This is a genomic window from Pantoea sp. KPR_PJ (assembly GCF_041386365.1).
Classification (GTDB): domain Bacteria; phylum Pseudomonadota; class Gammaproteobacteria; order Enterobacterales; family Enterobacteriaceae; genus Pantoea.
Map to the genome: position 1 here is coordinate 532,733 of NZ_JABMIK010000002.1, position 17,841 is coordinate 550,573.

The 17,841-nt window shown below is 54.5% G+C and carries 20 protein-coding genes, 1 tRNA gene and 1 pseudogene; 4 read left to right on the top strand and 18 right to left on the bottom strand.

Going from position 1 to position 17,841, the window contains the following annotated elements; translation table 11 throughout:
* Positions 1–4 precede the first annotated feature (4 nt).
* From ccmI to ccmA, 9 genes are read right to left on the bottom strand one after another with little or no spacing between them, the layout of a single operon-like run.
* Complete coding sequence (gene ccmI / locus HP564_RS07165; protein WP_371241544.1) at positions 5–1,216, bottom strand: c-type cytochrome biogenesis protein CcmI; 1,212 nt, start codon at positions 1,214–1,216, stop codon at positions 5–7.
* A complete protein-coding gene (locus HP564_RS07170) occupies positions 1,213–1,653 on the bottom strand; it encodes a cytochrome c-type biogenesis protein (RefSeq protein ID WP_371242012.1) in 441 nt (146 codons plus the stop codon). The genes ccmI and HP564_RS07170 overlap by 4 nt, the downstream gene beginning before the upstream one ends.
* Positions 1,654–1,667: 14 nt before the next feature.
* Entirely contained in the window at positions 1,668–2,222 is a 555-nt protein-coding gene (locus HP564_RS07175) for a DsbE family thiol:disulfide interchange protein (RefSeq protein ID WP_371241546.1), read from the bottom strand.
* Positions 2,219–4,177 (bottom strand): heme lyase CcmF/NrfE family subunit, encoded by a 1,959-nt coding sequence (locus tag HP564_RS07180; protein WP_371241548.1) that lies wholly within the window; start codon positions 4,175–4,177, stop codon positions 2,219–2,221. The genes HP564_RS07175 and HP564_RS07180 overlap by 4 nt, the downstream gene beginning before the upstream one ends.
* A complete protein-coding gene (ccmE, locus tag HP564_RS07185; protein WP_371241550.1) occupies positions 4,174–4,659 on the bottom strand; it encodes a cytochrome c maturation protein CcmE in 486 nt (161 codons plus the stop codon). Before ccmE ends, HP564_RS07180 begins: the two co-directional genes overlap by 4 nt.
* Positions 4,656–4,889 (bottom strand): heme exporter protein CcmD, encoded by a 234-nt coding sequence (ccmD, locus tag HP564_RS07190; protein ID WP_371241552.1) that lies wholly within the window; start codon positions 4,887–4,889, stop codon positions 4,656–4,658. Before ccmD ends, ccmE begins: the two co-directional genes overlap by 4 nt.
* Positions 4,886–5,626 carry a heme ABC transporter permease gene (locus HP564_RS07195; protein WP_371241554.1) on the bottom strand — a complete coding sequence of 247 codons (741 nt, stop codon included), beginning with the start codon at positions 5,624–5,626 and terminating at the stop codon, positions 4,886–4,888. Before HP564_RS07195 ends, ccmD begins: the two co-directional genes overlap by 4 nt.
* A 58-nt stretch (positions 5,627–5,684) precedes the next feature.
* Positions 5,685–6,344, bottom strand: a complete 660-nt coding sequence (ccmB, locus tag HP564_RS07200) for a heme exporter protein CcmB (protein ID WP_371241556.1) — start codon at positions 6,342–6,344, stop codon at positions 5,685–5,687.
* Positions 6,344–6,961 (bottom strand): cytochrome c biogenesis heme-transporting ATPase CcmA, encoded by a 618-nt coding sequence (gene ccmA, locus HP564_RS07205; protein WP_371241558.1) that lies wholly within the window; start codon positions 6,959–6,961, stop codon positions 6,344–6,346. Before ccmA ends, ccmB begins: the two co-directional genes overlap by 1 nt.
* Before the next feature lie 243 nt (positions 6,962–7,204).
* Between ccmA and HP564_RS07210 the strand changes: the two genes are divergently transcribed.
* Both HP564_RS07210 and HP564_RS07215 read left to right on the top strand, forming a co-directional pair.
* On the top strand, positions 7,205–8,122 hold the full coding sequence (locus tag HP564_RS07210; protein ID WP_371241560.1) for a formate/nitrite transporter family protein: 918 nt from the start codon (positions 7,205–7,207) through the stop codon (positions 8,120–8,122).
* A 75-nt stretch (positions 8,123–8,197) separates the two neighbouring features.
* Positions 8,198–8,272: transfer RNA gene (locus HP564_RS07215), tRNA-Arg, on the top strand.
* Between the two features lie 613 nt (positions 8,273–8,885).
* Here the strand turns inward: HP564_RS07215 and HP564_RS07220 are convergent.
* On the bottom strand, positions 8,886–9,110 hold the full coding sequence (locus HP564_RS07220) for a hypothetical protein (protein ID WP_371241562.1): 225 nt from the start codon (positions 9,108–9,110) through the stop codon (positions 8,886–8,888).
* A gap of 429 nt (positions 9,111–9,539) precedes the next feature.
* Positions 9,540–9,737: a phage antirepressor N-terminal domain-containing protein gene (locus HP564_RS07225; protein ID WP_371241564.1), complete on the bottom strand. Its 198-nt coding sequence runs from the start codon at positions 9,735–9,737 to the stop codon at positions 9,540–9,542.
* 97 nt (positions 9,738–9,834) lie between these two features.
* On the opposite strand from HP564_RS07225, the gene HP564_RS07230 reads away from it, so the two are divergent.
* Both HP564_RS07230 and HP564_RS07235 read left to right on the top strand, forming a co-directional pair.
* Positions 9,835–10,023, top strand: coding sequence for a hypothetical protein (locus HP564_RS07230; protein WP_371241566.1), 189 nt, complete (start codon positions 9,835–9,837; stop codon positions 10,021–10,023).
* Between the two features lie 68 nt (positions 10,024–10,091).
* Positions 10,092–10,415: a hypothetical protein gene (locus HP564_RS07235; RefSeq protein WP_371241568.1), complete on the top strand. Its 324-nt coding sequence runs from the start codon at positions 10,092–10,094 to the stop codon at positions 10,413–10,415.
* A gap of 565 nt (positions 10,416–10,980) precedes the next feature.
* On the opposite strand, the gene HP564_RS07240 is transcribed toward HP564_RS07235, so the two are convergent.
* The 7 genes and pseudogenes from HP564_RS07240 to tssF all read right to left on the bottom strand — a co-directional run bounded on the left by HP564_RS07240 (position 10,981) and on the right by tssF (position 17,830).
* The gene (locus HP564_RS07240) at positions 10,981–11,196 is read right to left on the bottom strand and encodes a replication protein P (RefSeq protein ID WP_371241570.1); all 216 of its coding nucleotides are present in this window, start codon (positions 11,194–11,196) and stop codon (positions 10,981–10,983) included.
* Between the two features lie 39 nt (positions 11,197–11,235).
* Positions 11,236–11,547, bottom strand: a complete 312-nt coding sequence (locus HP564_RS07245; protein ID WP_371241572.1) for a hypothetical protein — start codon at positions 11,545–11,547, stop codon at positions 11,236–11,238.
* A 1,061-nt stretch (positions 11,548–12,608) separates the two neighbouring features.
* Positions 12,609–13,979 carry a VasL domain-containing protein gene (locus HP564_RS07250; RefSeq protein WP_371241574.1) on the bottom strand — a complete coding sequence of 457 codons (1,371 nt, stop codon included), beginning with the start codon at positions 13,977–13,979 and terminating at the stop codon, positions 12,609–12,611.
* 70 nt (positions 13,980–14,049) lie between these two features.
* Complete coding sequence (gene tssE / locus HP564_RS07255) at positions 14,050–14,499, bottom strand: type VI secretion system baseplate subunit TssE (RefSeq protein WP_371241576.1); 450 nt, start codon at positions 14,497–14,499, stop codon at positions 14,050–14,052.
* The gene (gene tssJ / locus HP564_RS07260) at positions 14,492–15,028 is read right to left on the bottom strand and encodes a type VI secretion system lipoprotein TssJ (RefSeq protein WP_371241578.1); all 537 of its coding nucleotides are present in this window, start codon (positions 15,026–15,028) and stop codon (positions 14,492–14,494) included. The genes tssE and tssJ overlap by 8 nt, the downstream gene beginning before the upstream one ends.
* A pseudogene (tssG, locus tag HP564_RS07265) lies at positions 15,009–16,112 on the bottom strand (type VI secretion system baseplate subunit TssG). Before tssG ends, tssJ begins: the two are co-directional and overlap by 20 nt.
* Entirely contained in the window at positions 16,067–17,830 is a 1,764-nt protein-coding gene (gene tssF / locus HP564_RS07270) for a type VI secretion system baseplate subunit TssF (RefSeq protein ID WP_371241581.1), read from the bottom strand. The pseudogene tssG and the gene tssF overlap by 46 nt, the downstream one beginning before the upstream one ends.
* Positions 17,831–17,841: the final 11 nt, after the last annotated feature.

A 17,841-nucleotide genomic window follows, 5' to 3' on the forward strand; every position in this document is an offset into this window, starting at 1 on the left:
CGCTTCAGGGCTGCTGTTGATTAATCTCTACAGCCATGTGCTGATGACCATCCCAGGGGGTAATCGCGCTCAGACCAAACCAGTCGCCTGCTTGCGGACTGGCGCTGCCGTCGCGGGAAATACGCACCCGAACCTGTACCTGATGCTGCGCCGAAAGCAGACGCGCTGGCATCATGGCATTGCTGTCATCCAGCGTAAGCGATAACGGAAAGTGGCTCAGCGGCAAGCGCTTTACGGCCACGGGCACCGGTGAAACACCGTCAGAAACAGAAATATACATCACTCCGCCTGGCGGTAACATTTTTTCTGCCGCTGGCGTAAGCGTCACCGTCAGTGCCAGCTGCGTATTCTGCTGGCCTGCTTCAGTTTTTGCTTGTTCAATGCTGCGCTCGATCATTGCACGACGCTTGTCGGCCGCAGGCATGGCTTGCAGCATCGACTGCCAGGCACCGATCGCCCTGTCGTAGTGCTGCTGCTGATAGGCGTTAAACGCCAGCAGTCCGAGCGTACGCAGATTGCTGCCATCCTCTTTCACCATATCCTGCAACATCAGACCCGCCTGGCGGTTATCCTGCGGATCGCTGGAGCGCGTTAAGACTTCAGCATAGTCCTGTTTGAGCGAAAGGTTGTTGGGCGCAAGCTGTAACGCATGTTCAAAAGCCTGGCTGGCTGTCGTGGCGTTGTTAAGCACCATGCCGAGTCGGCCCAGCATCGTCCAGTCATTGAGATTATCAGGCTCAGACTGCAACGCGCTGCGCAGGCCAAGCTGCAAGCGCGCCAGCTCCTCCATCGACAGCGGTTTCGCCTGCGGATCCATCACCCGCGCGCGCAGTTCAGGATATGCCTGCTGCACCTGCATCCAGCTGGCAACCTGTGTCAGCCCGCCACTTTTCAGATACATGCCAAGCGAGGCCACAACCAGAATGACGACGCCGGGTAGCAGCACCAGACGACTGCTGGCGCGTGACGGCGTAGCAGCCTGCTGCGGAACATCACTCAGCAGCGTCTGTTGCAGCTCACTGACCATCGCGGCGCGCTCGCCAATCACGCCCTGTGACTCATCCTCTTCCAGCTCGCGCAGTCGCTGATGGTAGAAGTCGGTATTGAGACGATCGCGATCGCGGTCGCTCGCCGGTTTCTGACGCCAGCCTGCCCCCAGAAACAGGGCGCAGGCGGCCGCCAGTAAAAGAGTTATGCTTATCCACAACGCGCTCATTTTAGCTTCCCGTCGCTTTTGAGTATCGCCGCAAGGCGCTGTTGATCGGTGTCGTCCAGCTCGCTACGCGTTTTACGCTGGCGGCTGCGCAGGATAACAATCAGGCCGCCCAGCAGCACGAACAGTGCCGGGCCAACCCAGAGGATCAGCGTCGACGGGGTCACGGGCGGCTCGTAGGTGACAAAATTGCCGTAGCGCGCCACCATATAATCAATGATCTGCTGGCGGCTCTGGCCCTGCTTCATCAGCTCATAGACTTTCAGACGCATATCCGCCGCAATCATTGCACTGGAGTCGGCAATGCTGTTGTTCTGACATTTCGGGCAGCGCAGCGAGGCCGTCAGGTCGCGGTACTGCTCTTCCTGCGCCACAGAATCGAACTGCCAGGTGTCGATGGCGGCCCACAGGCTAAAGCTCATCAACAGGCCGCACAGCATCAAGATAAAGCGTTTCACGCGCCCTCCTTGCTGTATTTTTGCCACAGCGGCAGCACTTCCTGCTGCCATACGCGCGCGTTCATATCACCGGCGTGGCGATAGCGGATAATGCCTTTACCGTCGATCAGAAAGGTTTCCGGTGCACCATAAACGCCCAGATCCAGCCCCAGCATCCCGTTGCCATCATAGAGACTCAGCGCGTAGGGATTGCCCAGCGTGTTCAGCCAGGTGACCGCTTTGGTCCGGTCATCTTTATAGTTAAGTCCCACCACGCGAATGCCCTGCTCGGCCAGCGTATTCAGATACTGATGCTCCGCGCGGCAGGTTGGGCACCAGGTCGCCCAGACGTTCAGCAGGATCGGCTTGCCGTCGGTCAGGATCTTCTGGTCGTAGATCTTGCCGGGACGATCGAGCGCCTCCAGCGTAAACACCGGCACGGGTTTACCGATCAGCGCGGATTCAAGCCGCGTGGGATCGTCACCGTCGGCGTTGCGCGACAGCTGCCACAGCAGCGCCGCCGCCAGCAGCAAGAACAGTACCAGCGGTATAAAAAGGATTTTTTTGTTCATGCTTGCTCCTTACGTGCGGCCTTTTTGCGCGAGCGGTAGCGCGGATCGAGCAGACAGAGCAGGCCACCAAGCGCCATGAACACGCCGCCGAACCAAATCCAGCGCACAAAGGGTTTGTAATAGATGCGTACAGCCCAGGATCCCCCGTCCAGCTCTTCGCCCAGCGCGGCGTAGAGATCGCGCGTGAAGCCGCCATCAATGGCCGCTTCGGTCATCATGGTGCGTGCCGCAGTATAAAAGCGCTTCTCAGCGTGCAGGACCGCCTCAGGTTTGCCGTTGCGGCTCACGTCAATAATGCCCACGCCACCGCTGTAATTCGGGCCTTGCAGGTTATGCACATCGCGGAACACAAAGTGATAGCGGTGAATATCAATGCTGTCGCCTGCTTTCATGCGCACGTCGCGCTCGACGCTATACTGGGTGCTGAAAGCGATCCCGATAACCGTCACGCCGACGCCAAGATGGCCCAGCACCATACCCCAGTGACTGCGCGACAGGTGGCGCAGTCCGCTAAAGAAAGTATGGCGATGCGTTGCACGCTCGTGCAGCTCCATCAGCGTCAGCACAATGATCCACACCGACATCATCAGCCCCACCACCGTCATCGCCTCAATGCGATCCTGCAACAGCCACGGCAGCAGCACCGCACTGGCCAGCGTGACCACCAGCGCCAGCGCCAGACGCTTCCAGAGCTTTTGCGGCTCGTCGCGTCGCCAGCGCACCAGCGGCCCGATGCCGAGCATTAGCGCGAAGGGGGCCATCAGCCAGCTAAACATGGTGTTAAAGAACGGCTCACCGACCGAAATGCTGCCAAGGCCAAGCTGCTTGTGTATCAGCGGCAGCAAGGTGCCGAGCAGCACCACCAGCATCGCGGCGATCAGCAAGACATTATTGCCAAGAAGAAAGGATTCGCGTGACCAGGTCTCGTTCTGCACGCGGCTGCGCACCTGCCCCCCTTTTATGGCGTAGAGCAGCAGCGAACTCCCGATAACGATGACCAGGAAGGCGAGAATAAACATGCCACGCGCCGGATCTGAGGCAAAAGAGTGCACCGACACCAGCACGCCGGAACGCACCAGAAAGGTGCCAAGCAGACTGAGAGAAAAGGCGGTAATGGCCAGCAGCACGGTCCAGGCTTTAAAGGTACCGCGTTTTTCCGTGACTGCCAGCGAGTGCATCAGCGCGGTTCCTGCCAGCCACGGCATAAAGGAAGCATTCTCCACCGGATCCCAGAACCACCAGCCGCCCCAGCCAAGCTCGTAATAGGCCCACGCTGAGCCGAGAACGATACCCACTGTCAGGAACACCCAGGCCGCCGTGGTCCAGGGACGCGACCAGCGCGCCCAGGCAGTATCAAGCTGCCCCGCCATCAGCGAGGCGATAGCAAAGGCGAATGCCACCGAGAAGCCGACGTAGCCCATATAGAGCAGCGGCGGATGGAAGATCAGGCCGATATCCTGCAGCATCGGGTTGAGATCGCGTCCGTCGATGGGAAAGTCAGGCAGCGTGCGGGTAAAGGGATTAGAGGTGAGGATAATAAACAGCAGAAAGCCAAGGTTTATCATCCCCATAACCGCCAGTACGCGCGCCAGCGCATCCTGTGGCATCCCGCGGCTGAAAATGGCCACCAGCAGCGTCCAGCTACTGAGCAGCAGCACCCACAGCAGCAGCGAACCCTCATGTGCTCCCCAGGTCGCGGCGATACGGTAGTAGACCGGCAGCAGCGTATTGGAGTTGGTGGCGACATAGGCGACAGTGAAATCGTTGACGACAAAGGCGTGTACCAGCACCAGAAACGCCGCCGCGATACAGAAGAACAGCCCGGCGGCCAGCGGACGGGCCAGCCCCATCAGGCGGGCATCCTGGCGCAGCGCCCCCCACAGTGGATAGACGCTCAACAATAGCGCAATGGCCATAGCCAGACAGAGCAGAAAACTTCCTGTTTCAGGCATCATGACTGCGTTCTCGCCTGTTCCGCCAGCGCTTGCGGACTTGTGTGGTTCTTCTTCATCGCATCCTCGATTTCAGGCGGCGTGTACTTCTCGTCATGCTTAGCCAGCACTTCTTTGGCGTTAATGAGGTTGCCTTCCTCCAGTACGCCCTGAGCAACCACCCCCTGCCCTTCACGGAACAGGTCCGGCAAAATGCCTTCAAAACGCACGCTTACCACGCCATTTGCATCGTAAAGCTTAAAGGAGACCGCCAGCGTTTGGGGGTCACGCTTTACGCTGCCCGGCATCACCATGCCGCCCACGCGCAGCCGCTGCCCCGCTTCCGGCTTCTGGCGATCCTCGCCTTTGCCGTAGAGGATTTCGCCTGGGGTATAAAACAGGTCGATATTAGAACGCAGCGCATACATAACCAGCGACGTGGCAAGGCCCAGCCCCACCAGAATCGCCACCACAACGTACAGACGCTGACGACGACGGGTATTCACATTGGATCTCCTGCCGCTTCACCGGCGGCTTGTTTCATTTTTGCCGAACGGATGCGGCGTTCCCTTGACTGACGCTGACGGATATCGGCCAGCAGGCGGCGGCGCTGCAGCAGCGTGTGCAGCAGCAGCGCGCCTGAAGGAATAAGCGTACAGATGACCGCCAGCCAGACGTAAAAGGCGTAGCCGCCCATGGCAAAAAAATCGGACAGGGAAGAGAAGGCAGGCGTCATACTTTACGGCCTCCGTTAGCCACGTCTGCAACCCAGGGGCGGTGACGTTCGGTGTAGAGGATCAGGTTGCGCAGGCGCATTAGCGTCAGGGTAACGAACACCAGCAGGTAACCGAGGATTGACCAGCGTAGCGGTGTCCGCATACTCGGCGCGATCGCCTGTTGCAATATGCCCGATGAGCCCTGATGCAGGGTGTTCCACCACTGCACCGAGAAGTGAATGACGGGCAGGTTTATTACCCCCACCAAAATCAGAATGCCGGCGGCGCGCCCCGCCGTGCGGCGGTCGTCAAACGACTGGTAGAGCGCAATCACGCCCATATAAAGGAAAAGCAGCACCAGTTCCGAGGTAAGACGCGCATCCCAGATCCACCAGGTGCCCCACATTGGTTTGCCCCAGGCGGAGCCGGTAATCAGCGCAATAAAAGTGAAGACTGCGCCGATTGGCGCCATCGCGGCCGAGACCAGATCGGCCATCTTCATCTGCCACACCAGGCCGGTAAAGGCCGCGACGGCCATTGCCGCGTAGACGCCCATCGACCACATCGCCGCCGGAACGTGAATATACATAATGCGGAAGCTGTCACCCTGCTGATAATCCGCTGGTGCGAAGCCAAAGCCCCAGATCCAGCCGAGCAGCAGTGTTGCCGCGCCCGCGACGCCAAACCAGGGAATCAATCGCCCGCAGAGCTGATAGAGCCGCTCCGGCCTTCCCAGCTGATGTAACCATTTCCACATGTTCTCTTGCTCACAGGTTAAAAATCAGGGTTTCCGACATGTCTGACGCATGTGCGGTTCAGTGCAGCGCAATGCGCAGCGCCGCGGCAGTTGCAAAGGGTGCCAGGGTTGCGCTGGCTGCCAGCATCGCGCCGAGGATCGCCAGATAACCGCTGATGGGCAATCCCTGGCTCGCCGCGTCGATCGCGGCGCTGGCAAAAATCAGTACCGGCACCGCCAGTGGCAGCACCAGCAGGCTCAGCAGCACGCCACCGCGTCGCACGCCTACCGTTAACGCAACGCCAATCGCACCGAGAAAACTAAAGGTCGGCGTGCCGAGCAGCAGGGTCAGCGCCATTGCCAGCCAGCTGTTGAAATCAAGCGACAGCAATAAGGCCGCCAGCGGCGACAGCAAAATCAGCGGCAGGCCGGTGACCAGCCAGTGGGCGATGACTTTCCCCAGCACCGTAACCGGCAGCGGCGCGGGCAGCAGCAGAAGCTGCTCCAGCGAACCGTCGAGATAATCGTCGCGGAACAGACGCTCCAGCGCCAGCAGAGAGGAAAGCAAGGCGGCAACCCAGACGACACCCGGCGCAATGCGTGCCAGCTGCTGCGGCTCTGGCCCAATACCAAGCGGGAAGAGCGTGATGACAATCAGGAAGAACCACAGCGGGTTGATCACTTCCGCGCGGCTGCGAAAGGCCGTGCGTAACTCGCGCTGAATAACACGTAACGACATCAGATAAGCTCCATGCCCGTCAGTCGTATTTTACGCAGCCGCGTATGACTTTCCGGCAGATCCTGATGCGTAGTAAGGATGACGGCTCCGCCATTCTCAGCATGCTGCGTAAATCGCATCATCAGCTTTTCCACACCTTCTTTATCTATTGCCGTGAGCGGCTCGTCCAGGATCCAGAGTGCGGCATTGCTGAGCCAGAGTCGCGCCAGTGCCACGCGCCGCTGCTGTCCGGCTGAGAGCTGGGCCACCGGCACCTCTTCGAAACCCAACAAATCAACGCATTCAAGCGCGTCGAATATCGCTGCGATATGCCGATCCGGATGGTAAAACCGCAAATTTTCCAGCGGTGAGAGTACCGCCTTTACGCCGGGATGATGGCCGAGAAAAAGCAGGCTTTGATGCCACTGTTCGCGCTGTTGACCTATTGGCAAGCCCTGCCATTGAACCTCCCCCTCCTCCGGCCGACTAAGTCCCGCCAGCAGGCGCAGTAGCGACGTTTTTCCTGCGCCGTTCGGCCCTTCAATCTGCACAATATCGCCCGCCGCCACGCCAAACGACAGACCGTGGAACAGGATGCGTTCATCTCGAACACAAGAGAGATTAATGACTTCGAACATGCAGGAAGAGCCGCACCAGAAAAAAAGAGGCCAGGATAATACCACAAGCTTGCTGTGGGCCGAAGCTCATGCGGTGCGGTGCGGCGCGCGCGGCATGCGGGTTAAGCCCCTTTCACGGCATAAATGGCTGAAAGTTGCGCAGCGTTAAAACTTTGTTACGCTTGCTGAGAAAGATGGTTACATTTCGCCCTTGCCAAAACCGTCTACGCTTATTACGCGCAGCGATAATAACAAGGAGCAAACATGAAACCTTCCCCATCAGTTCACCAGGATCAAAATGATGTCGATAGCGAAGAGAAAGAACAAGGAACCGAAATTGAGGTAGATGAAGATGCCCTGCCCTCGCGCGCAGCTGCCATCCATGAAGAGATTCGCCAGGATGGTGAGAAGGAGTTAGAGCGCGACGGGATGGCGCTGCTCTGGTCAGCGATTGCTGCTGGTCTGTCGATGGGCGCGTCGCTAATGGCGAAGGGGATTTTCCAGGTGCATCTTGATGGTGTGCCGGGTGCATTCTTGCTGGAGAACCTGGGCTATACCTTCGGCTTTATTATCGTGATCATGGCGCGTCAGCAGCTGTTTACCGAAAACACGGTAACGGCGGTATTGCCGGTGATGCACAAGCCCACCCTGGGCAATATCGGCCTGCTGCTGCGGCTGTGGGGCATTGTGCTGCTGGGCAACCTGATCGGCACCGCCCTCGCCTCTCTCGCCTTTGCCGAAATGCCGATTTTCGACGACGCGACGCGCCAGGCTTTTAGCGCCATCAGCCAGAAGGTGATGGAAAACACGCCTGGAGAGATGTTTGCTAATGCGGTCATTTCCGGCTGGATCATTGCGACCATGGTCTGGATGATGCCGCAGGCTGGAGCGATGAAGCTGGTCGTCATTGTGATGATGACCTGGCTGGTCGGGCTGGGCGATCTGGCCCATATCGTAGTGGGTTCGGTCGAAATTCTTTATCTGGTGTTTACCGGACAGGTCACCTGGATGGAGTTTATCTGGCCATTCGCCTTACCGACGCTACTGGGGAACCTGACCGGCGGCACGCTGATTTTTGCGCTGATTAGCCATGCGCAGATCCGTAACGACATGAGTGAAGCGGCAAAAGCCGAAGCAAAAGCAAAACAACGTAAGGCGCAGCAGCAGGAAAAACAGCGCTAAGCTGTTGAGGAAATGAGCAAACGCGCCGCAGTTGGGTTATTCTTGCGGCGCGTTTGCGCTATACTGCGCGCCGCGGTCCCCTTAGTTAAATGGATATAACGAGCCCCTCCTAAGGGCTAGTTGCAGGTTCGATTCCTGCAGGGGACACCATTCTGATATGACCCCGCCTGACCCGCCCGAACAAAACACGCTAAAAACATTACATTAGCCTTTTTTCAGTCCGAAACTTTTCTGCCGGTTTCAGGTTAAGAGCTGCGCGCACGCGGCGCATGGGTTGAGTGATGGCGAAAAAAAGCCCCGCTAATGCGAGATCCGATTTTGCTTTATTTTGGATAGTTACCTTGTCCAGATTAACGCGTTCATGGGGTCTGCTGTTTTACAGTCAGCGTCAGGCCGTCACCTTATGCTGAGAGTTCAGTCATATCGAGCGCACTAACCAGTTAACAGCAGCTCAGGACGGCGACTCAATAACCTGCACTGTGTCGTGGCCATTTTTATTCCAGTAAAAAACCGCCGCCCGACCGTTATTTGTCAGGGTGGGATCGAACCCCTGCTCTTGCACTATCGCTCACGAGCATCACTGCCTGATGTAGCTCATGCCACGCTTTGTCCCGTCAGAGTTTTCGTTCGGCTATCTCGCGCACCAGACGCCTGAATCCTATACCAGCATCACGACGCTTAAAAACGTGGCTAATCGTTATCACTTACCGGAATATTCACCATCGGGGGGCCTCATAAATGAGCCCAGTAACGAGGTTTTTAGCTAAGCAAGATTTTTGGCTAACCAGTCAGCCGCAGCACGCATTTGCTTTATGGCCTCGTTTTTTGCCAGTGCCTCAAGGTCTGCAAGTGTTGTTTCATGCTTGTAAGGTAACTTCAGATACAGAGACACGTTTTCACCACCCGAATCGGGATCGGTATAAATCGTTACTTCTGCATAGACAGCATTTCCTTTGACGCGTGTGAAATTCCCAACGTCTATTTCCATTATTCACTCATGTGCTGATGCATTGAACCTGGATTATGCATCATCAGACGTCATGCAAAAAGCCGGAGGATTATTGATTATTGTTACCTGAGGCATTGCTCTCTGACGTATTGCTACAGGCCGACTATTTGCTTGTCGGCGAGCTCAACTTAACTTCTGAGAGCGAAAAAAACCTGATCAGGGAGCTCAGTAAGTTGGGCGCGGGCTGCATCATTCCTGTTACTGACCCCGAAGAATTACCCTCTTGCATGGCTGAATAGCGGGTTTTAGGGTACAACCGCTTGCGACCGGTATAACGTCATGACAAAGTCGTCCACAGTCGCCAGAACAGTGGCTCATTCTGTGTGTACTTCCATCGAGCACGGTAACGTCACGCTGTCACGTCTGCATTTCGCCGATATGAGCGTTCATTCTTCCCAACAAGCATGTTTATTTCATGACGTAATCGAGTACGCGCTTCAACCCTTGTTTTCTTGCGAATTTTTTTGCCCTGCCATTTGTCCCATACTCATAGAGTATGTCATCGCGTTCTTTTTGATAGCATGCGATCTTATCGCGACTCTCTGGGTGAACCTTTTCAACGCTAATTGAATGAAGCCACTTATCCCGCCAGGGGACGCAAGACATGACATCACGCGGGACTTACCATCAGCGGCCCTGTCAGTCTGCATCCATCATCTTGCGCAAGCGATCCCCCATCTAGCGTAAAAATAATGGATTTGAAATGACCACACGCGTAATGAACTATCACCAAATTTACCTGATGCTTGCGGTTTTCCCTAAAGCAGGGCTGTTTGCTTGTTTTGTTTTCACGCCTACTGCTGCATATCTTTTCAGCGTCCTCCTCTGGTTTTCAGTTTCCAGTATCCCTGTGCCGTTTGAAGAGACAGCAAATTTCAGCTATATATCATAAGTGGTAATGTGAAAAGTTTTTAAAAAACCCACAAAGACAACTCGTTTATTACAGGAGGTAATATAGCAATGCATGATAATCCATCTAAAAATCATGCAACCATAAAGTTCTTCAAAGAACTGGACATCACTCCTGACAGATACAGCGCATTTTTCTCCATTAACCTTGAATTCCAGGAGTTTACAGTAGGTGAAACTCTGGAACTCTATAAATACGTGATCGATTACAGCAATAAAAACAATATTGATTTAGAAAGATACCTGCAAAATAAACAGCATTCCTGCAGTAGTCTTTACCTTAGCTTGAACGCATTAATCCTGGAGGAAGTTCTTATTAGAAAGTTAAATTTAAAAAAGAAAAACACCCGCCCACGCATTCACAAAAAAATTTAATCAATTTTAACGTCACTCTAACATAAAATGCTGATGTAAATATATCATCGGCATGCCTGACCATTCTGACGGCTTCTTCTCCCCCTGCTTGCTCTAACCTCTGGCAGTCAGGCGATCCGGTTCAGCAACAGCGTGGTGCGCTTCCTGAGCTAACATACTGATTATGGCTATCTGGTCCGGATATCTTCTGGAGCCGCCGTCTGTTTTTAGCAAGGCTGATAATAATCAGCAGCATCTGGCGGTCCTGTTTAATGAGCGAGGGTGCCAGGATAAACAGTATCACCAGGTCCAGGAAAAACACCTTTGCAAATTGATAAGCTCCCTTATGCGTTCCAGGCAACTCAAGGCTTTCTCATTACTGACCAGCACCCAGAACTTTTCCAGCTTCGCCTCAGGGCGGAATCTGCTCATCATAACAGGTGCACATAGCCATTACCGCAGCTCACAACGACACTTTAGGCGGCATTCATCTCAGACAACACCTGTGCACGCCACGTGCTGTACAGAGCCGTACCCCTCCAGCAACGCGCATTAGCCTACAACGGACAGGCTTCTGAGGGTTGTGTTAACTACGGCGTGCACTGCAGCGCATGACCATATCGTAAAGCATATTTTCATGCGGCAAGCGTACAGCGCCATTTTCTTTGTCTTTGCACCAGCTGATGAATTGCCCAGTTGATGGCCAGCACAATGAACGATGAATATCTGGCGCATAAATAACAGCTGCGACTTCGTCAGGCCGTACTTCGTCGAAACCCGGAGTATCAATAAATGGGAACACTTTTTAAAGTTACCGAGGCATTGAGGTGATTTATGTAAATTATGCCTTTGAAAACCGATAAGTGTAAGGCGCTAGCTTTTCAAGCTTTATCAGGTCCCCTGCTGACAAGTTATTTTCATCGAGGAATCTTGTGACTAAAAATTTGCTACGCGCACGAAAAATACATTTAGTCGCGTCAATATCATCGATTATGGGCGGGGCATCACCATACTGCACCGTTGCCATTCGTCTTGCTTTAAATTTTTTACTCTTACCGCCAAGAATATCAGATTCAAACCAATGCATCAGGCCAGAAAGCAGTATGTAATTTCTTGCTTCGTTAGTTTTTAGCTCAATTATTACACAACTCATTTTACCTCCATTTAAAAACACAGCACTTTACGCTATGACAGGCCTCTCAATCAAGAAATCATAGATTAAATTAAAAGATTGCCTGTTAATTATTAAGTGCGCCTACACACTTCAATTGCAATATTTACAATATGCTCATATCGCTGATTCTGTCTCAAAAAGGCCATATTTATCATGCGCCTGGATATAATCCTGGTTAACAATGCAGTACTAATGACAAACAAAAAAAGACGTCCGCAAAGGCCCTGATGTTGTTATCCCTTAGGCAGGTCTGATGGTGGAAGCCGACTTAATGAAAACAGATTAATAAAATTAGAATGGCACCAAGATTAATTCATAACAGGCTGATATTAATTTCCGACAATGAAGTGTGCAATATTATACCTTGACATAAAAAGACACATTATATCTTTTAGGTAAAACTTTACTAAAAATGAGATTGGTTGTAGCAGTACTGTCACTGGTTGCGGTAAGCGATTCACCTATAAATATTTGAAGCTGAATTTAAACAGTGGTTGCACCATAAATAAACTCACCTGGCAAGGGCCAGAACGATGAACAGTTGACGCGAGCGCATTATCAACATGCTGGCCATGCCTGCTATGCTATCTCACGCATGGTGGCATGGCCTGTAAAACACACTCTTTTTAACCTGAATAAATTATTTATCTGGCGGCAACTCTTACTGCTGACGATATAATTCAGCCCTGGCCTAATAAAAAAATAACTTGCTGTATAAATTAATTATTTCCTTCAAAGCATCAGCTCCGGAAAAGATACTCTCCTGCGGAACAGTAAGCAGAGTCATCAGGGAAGTTATAACACTTTATAAGATGGCATAAAATTTTTATGCCACCTTACTTAGATTAAGCCATTTCTCTCGCCCCTTCACTTTTCGCCGCAAAGTCAGCTTCAACCTTTGCGTTTAACCAGTCGCTTCCTGTATCTATCTGTGATTTCGCTGTATTATCAGCCACCTGCATAAAAGCGTGCATACGCTGTCGTCAGATAATTTACAATGGGGAAAAATAAACGACGTTGCCACTCTTTTCCCGCTGGATTTATTCAGATGCACGCTGTTTGATGTCAACATAGCGAGCGGCCAACTGTTTCAGATGCATTTCCAGCTGAGCGATGGCAGCAACAGGTAAAGGCTCATCCGCAGGCGTTTGTGACAGTAACCGCAGTTGCTCTTCTGCTGGTATAGCGTGAATAAAAAACTCTCTGGCGGAAAAGATAACGGATTTCAGTTCGCTGACTGTCATGTACTTTCCCTTCTGTTTGTCCAGTTCGCTTAGCCTGTCACTCAGTTGCTGTAGCGTTAACATCCCCTGCGACCAGCCATTCAGCTGTTCTGTCGGCAGTGCGCTGGCATCAAGCTGTTGCTGCCACTGCTGCCTGAGCGCGTTTGCCTGCTCCGGCCAGAGTCGCTGCGCCTGTTCTGTTAGTTTCTGGCCGTAAAGAAGAGCCCAGTCAGGAGGCAACTTATTCAGTCTGCCAAGCTGCTGATGAGTTTGCGTAATCAGTGAGGGGAGAGACGGATAGTGTTGATGCAACGTTTCAAGCTGTTCTGGCGTAAGCGGCACAGGCAAAGGGGCCAGTGAGGCAACAAGCTGCATCTTTAGCGGATCGGGTCGATGGAGAGCGTGCCAGCTCCCCACGGCGAACATGCTTATCACCAGCATGGCCCCCATCCCGGCGAGGAAGGATTTCCATGTCGCGATCGCAGCGGGCTTGACTACTTCTCTTTTCGTCTGGCGTTCAGGCTGTGCACGATACCCTTTCGTCGCGCTTTTGCCTGACAACCGGTTATCCCCTGAGAAACCCGCCACCTGTAAACCTGCTGATGCTTCCGCGTGAGGCATCACCTTGTCTTGCTGAGTGGGCCCAGCTGGGCTGGCTAAGCCATCGCTGCCTTCCAGCCAGACGGCGCGGTTGTGCATCAGCGCACGCAAGGTTTCGATCTGGCTCAAATGCTTAAGCTCCAGGCACCCTGGCACCTCCCCCAGCGCAGTAAGGATGCGTTCTGCCTGATAAAGCTGCGCGATGTCACTCTTCGTTAGCGGGAGTGAGCGCATCCACTGTTGCAGACGCTGGCTCAGACTGCTGAGAATACGCATACGGGCATGAACGGGCTGCGGCCAGACCTTACTCCACTGATGACGGACCAGAGTTTCCAGCATGGCCAGCCCCTGATTGAGCCCCGATAAACCGGCAAGGTGCGTACGAGCCAGCGTATACCAGGCCGCCGACTGAAGATCCACACCGTTTTGATGAAACAGTGAGAGACAGCGTTCTTCAGCATAACGCCAGTTCACATCCGGGCGTGCCGGATGCATCAGCTTTTTCAGTTCATGTTGTATAGCGGTAAAATCCGGTAGCGTGCGCGGGTCGCCACCGGCAGTGATTTTGCGTGTGGTAATGTCATTCATGACCTGTTTCCATTTGCCGTAACAGTGACGGTTGCTGTCTCTCCTGCATAGTGAAGTCCGGTGATGCCTGCTAACGAGTTGTGATGTCGAGATAGTGCTGCTGCTTTAAATGTCTTAACAGCACCCGCCCTTCGGGCACAAACTCGGTGCCGTAACGCACAAGGCCAATCCCTCTCAGCTCGGCATCAATGGCGTAATGCAGTTCACCGGGGACGTTCTGCTCCAGCAGGACGACAGAAATTTTTTTCAGACGCGGCTCATATTTGAGCAGAACAGCAGACAGAGTGCCCATCAGCTCATGGGCCGTTCCCGGCATGCCCTGCAGCATTCTGGTCATGTCCGGCAGGCCATAGTCCGGCAGATGCGCCAGCGTGCCGGCACGACAGTTGAGGATACGCTGCATGTTATCGAGTACGGACAAAATGACCTGGTGCTGCTCGCTGACCTGATACAGATCGAGGCCGCCGGTGAAGTTGCCATAAAGAGTTTCATACAGTGAAGGACGGGATGACTCACTCATCTTTCAACGCCTTCAGAATCAGTCGGTTGTTACCGGCCTCAATCACCCGGGCTTTATCCGGGTCGAGATCATCACGGCTCAGCACCACCCGCCAGGTGTTGTTCATCTGGTCCGGCGACATAAACATACCAGCCACTGCGACATACTGCGCATTTTCAACCATCGGCATATCCACCATCACCGCCCCGCCCGGCTGCAGGCGGATATCTTTCTCCGCTACCAGGTCTGCTTTAATGGCCTGACTGTCCGCCGTGAACAGTGACAGGTAGTCTGTGCCATCGAAGGTTTTCCGGTCTTTGAGCTGGTAAATACGCACCACCGTCGACAGTGCCACACCGCCTGCATTGCTGTTGAGGTCCTCGCGGGCCTGAAGATCCAGATGCAGGGTCTTTATCTGCTTATAAAAAATCGATTTGGTCACAGTAACGGTGCCGTCTGCTACTTTTTGCGTCAGCCCGCAGCCCGCCAGCATCAATGTGATACCTGCGGCCAGCGCAGCCAGAAGAAATTTACCAGCGGTAATCGCCATCTTCATCGGTCTCCCTGCGGTGAATATTTTCCTGTACCCGCTCATAGCGCCCCAGGTTAATGGTGATTGTTTTAGGATGTGATGCAGTCTTATCCACATTCAGCGGCTGCATCACTGCGGTGCGGCCCAGCTGCGCGGCCCCCACTTTGGGGTAAGTGCTCATTGTTGCGTCCGGCAGCAGGCTACGGTCGACGCACAGCTGCAGGCGGACATCGAGCCGAGCCCCGAGATACACGTGCAGCAGTGCCATCAGGTCCGTGTGAAGCTCCCTTCCCGGTAACCAGCCCTGCACTTCTGCCGGATCAGTGGAGGTCAGACGCATTAGCACCTGGCTGTTCACGTCGGTGGCATAGTTGCCCATCACCGGACGGCTGGTCAGGGTGACGGGCTGACTGACACTCAGGGTCAGCGGCTTCTTCAGCGGCACACGGCGTTTATCGTGGTGCCAGATTTTCGCCTGCGTGTTGGGTGCCAGCAGGCGCACCAGCGAGGTCATACCTTCTGCGGTACGCCCCGGCAGTAACATGACCGGCAGCAGTGCCAGAAAGCGTGAAGCCGGAGTCGCAATGCTGTCCGTGCAGCCGTCAATTCCGAGCCCGGCCAGTCCCAGCAGGTACTGTGAAGTTTTGTCCTTACCGCCTTATTCAAAAGCCGCCGGGTAGGCGTATTTACGCCAGATACGGTAGTACTGGGCAATCAGCCGGTGGTTGAAGATATCGAGGAAGTCCGCCATGGCTTCATAGCCTTCGCGGCGTTGGGTTATATCATCAATATAGTGCGTCGGCAGCGGGGACTGCACGCCGTAGAGTCCCATAAAGGTGATGCGCACCGTCGGCGGCAGATGTGAATGCTCAGACTGCTCAATCCCTTTGATTTCAGATGCCGGAAAGCCCATACCCGGATATGGACGAAAACGTACCGGTTCATAACGTACCTGCCAGGTACTGCCCGTAACCGGTTTGTCCGGCTGGCTCTGCTCCAGCAACTGGCAGAAGCGGTAAAAATTGACATACGGCAGCCGATCACCCAGCTGCGCTATCAGCCGGGCAGACGCGGATTGTGGTTCTCTTTCCAACGGATGCATTTTCCTTCTGGCTGAACGATAAGGGTGAGCTGGTTGAACTGGTTCATGTCGGCATACAGCGCAAAGAATCGATTGAGCATTTCGCCAAACAGGTGAATATCGCCCTCACTGGTGAAGCCGTTGCTGTCGAGGGTCACCTCGATATCCAGCCCTCGCAGCAGATAGCCCTGCTCAAAACGCTGAAGGCGGCGGTGCTCCACCTGCTGAATTGCCTCCAGACGCCGGGTGTTCAGCTCATCTTCCTGCCAGTTATAAAGGGCAAGCGTGCCGCGCAGCACTTCGGCGGTGCTCATCATGTTCAGAAACCCGGAGCCGAGGTGGCTCAGCACCCGCCAGTGGAAACGGTCTTCGGCAGGCGGGTAAACCGGCAGTGTAGGTTTACAGAGGTTTTTCACCGACAGCGGAATACTGACTACCTGCTCACAGCGGTCAAGCAGTGTGCTCTGCAGTGCCCGGCGCGGTAGCTGACCGTTGGTGCCGGTGATTTGTAGCGACACGGCTTCACGCTCAAACAGGCGGTCCTCTTCCCACTGGAGCCCCCCAAGGATAAGCCAGGTGTCATACAGCCCGGTCACGCTGCGCTTCACGCGGGTGTGGTAATAACGAGGTGGTGCATGACGGCGCATCATCCCGCCTTTGTGGCGAAAGCTGCTGAACGGTACGTACTCCGCATCGCTGGTACGGTTGGAGCCGGTAACCGAATCCACCGAGTAAATCTCCGTGTGCCCGTCCTGCAGTCGCTTAGGCCGTAGCAGGTATTCACTTTCCAGTCCGGTGATGGTGAGCGGGTCAGCCTCCAGGGCGAACAGATTAATGACCGGCACACAGTGCAGACGAACCGCGTCATCGGTGACCGGCAGGTCAGATGGCCATGGCGTACTGAACACCACTTCAATATCAAAATACTCGGCTCCTGCTGGCGGCGTAATCCCGTCCAGACCGTTAAGGTGGACAAACATAAACTTGTCGCGGAAGGTGAAGTACTCCAGCAGCAACTGGTACCCACTGAAGGCAGTATCGCCCTTCGGCCACAGCCCGTCTTCCTCCGCAAACCCGCCCGGCGAAAAGTACCCGTCAAGCCGGATACGGTCGGTCTGTCCGGGCAGGCGCATAGACAAGGCAGCCTGGCGTCTGGTCAGCATCAGGTGCAGCTGGCTGCTGACGGACGCATCTGCGCTGAGATAGAGACTCAGATGGCTGAGGTCAGCATGGGACCAGTCCGCCTGGGGACTGCAGGCAAAGCGCATCCGCAGCAGCGAGCGCCCGTCAGGCTCAGTGGTCATGGTTACCCCTGAGATATTAAGGGGGTTGAGCATCACATCGCGGGTGGTGCGGTAGCGGCAGACCGTATTTTTCGGCCCCACCGGGCGTGAGTACACTTCCAGTCCCGCAGGCATCACTTCTGCCATCTTCACCGCCTGAAGCGCAGGCGTGAACGCTACCACCGAGAGTGACGGAATGGTACGCAGGTAGTGTGGCCAGAGCATACTGACCAGCCCCTCGGTCAGTTCCGGCAGGTCGTCGTCGATCTTCTCCCGTAGCCGTCCCATTGAGAAAGCAAAGCCTTCGAACAACCGTTCAACATACGGATCGGGTGTGCCGGCCTTATCCAGGTCGAGCATTGCTGCGCGATCGGGATGGGTTTGAGCAAACTCTTTCGCAGCTTCACGCAGATAGCGTATTTCTGCGTCGTAATAACGCAGGGTCAAATCTTCCATTTATTTCTGTT

Coding starts and splice junctions, on each gene's coding strand:
- ccmI (WP_371241544.1), bottom strand. CDS start 1,216: ATGAGCGCGTTGTGGATAAGCATAACTCTTTTACTGGCGGCCGCCTGC.
- HP564_RS07170 (WP_371242012.1), bottom strand. CDS start 1,653: ATGCTGTGCGGCCTGTTGATGAGCTTTAGCCTGTGGGCCGCCATCGAC.
- HP564_RS07175 (WP_371241546.1), bottom strand. CDS start 2,222: ATGAACAAAAAAATCCTTTTTATACCGCTGGTACTGTTCTTGCTGCTG.
- HP564_RS07180 (WP_371241548.1), bottom strand. CDS start 4,177: ATGATGCCTGAAACAGGAAGTTTTCTGCTCTGTCTGGCTATGGCCATT.
- ccmD (WP_371241552.1), bottom strand. CDS start 4,889: ATGACGCCTGCCTTCTCTTCCCTGTCCGATTTTTTTGCCATGGGCGGC.
- HP564_RS07195 (WP_371241554.1), bottom strand. CDS start 5,626: ATGTGGAAATGGTTACATCAGCTGGGAAGGCCGGAGCGGCTCTATCAG.
- ccmB (WP_371241556.1), bottom strand. CDS start 6,344: ATGTCGTTACGTGTTATTCAGCGCGAGTTACGCACGGCCTTTCGCAGC.
- ccmA (WP_371241558.1), bottom strand. CDS start 6,961: ATGTTCGAAGTCATTAATCTCTCTTGTGTTCGAGATGAACGCATCCTG.
- HP564_RS07210 (WP_371241560.1), top strand. CDS start 7,205: ATGAAACCTTCCCCATCAGTTCACCAGGATCAAAATGATGTCGATAGC.
- HP564_RS07220 (WP_371241562.1), bottom strand. CDS start 9,110: ATGGAAATAGACGTTGGGAATTTCACACGCGTCAAAGGAAATGCTGTC.
- HP564_RS07225 (WP_371241564.1), bottom strand. CDS start 9,737: ATGTCTTGCGTCCCCTGGCGGGATAAGTGGCTTCATTCAATTAGCGTT.
- HP564_RS07230 (WP_371241566.1), top strand. CDS start 9,835: ATGACCACACGCGTAATGAACTATCACCAAATTTACCTGATGCTTGCG.
- HP564_RS07235 (WP_371241568.1), top strand. CDS start 10,092: ATGCATGATAATCCATCTAAAAATCATGCAACCATAAAGTTCTTCAAA.
- HP564_RS07245 (WP_371241572.1), bottom strand. CDS start 11,547: ATGAGTTGTGTAATAATTGAGCTAAAAACTAACGAAGCAAGAAATTAC.
- HP564_RS07250 (WP_371241574.1), bottom strand. CDS start 13,979: ATGAATGACATTACCACACGCAAAATCACTGCCGGTGGCGACCCGCGC.
- tssE (WP_371241576.1), bottom strand. CDS start 14,499: ATGAGTGAGTCATCCCGTCCTTCACTGTATGAAACTCTTTATGGCAAC.
- tssJ (WP_371241578.1), bottom strand. CDS start 15,028: ATGGCGATTACCGCTGGTAAATTTCTTCTGGCTGCGCTGGCCGCAGGT.
- tssF (WP_371241581.1), bottom strand. CDS start 17,830: ATGGAAGATTTGACCCTGCGTTATTACGACGCAGAAATACGCTATCTG.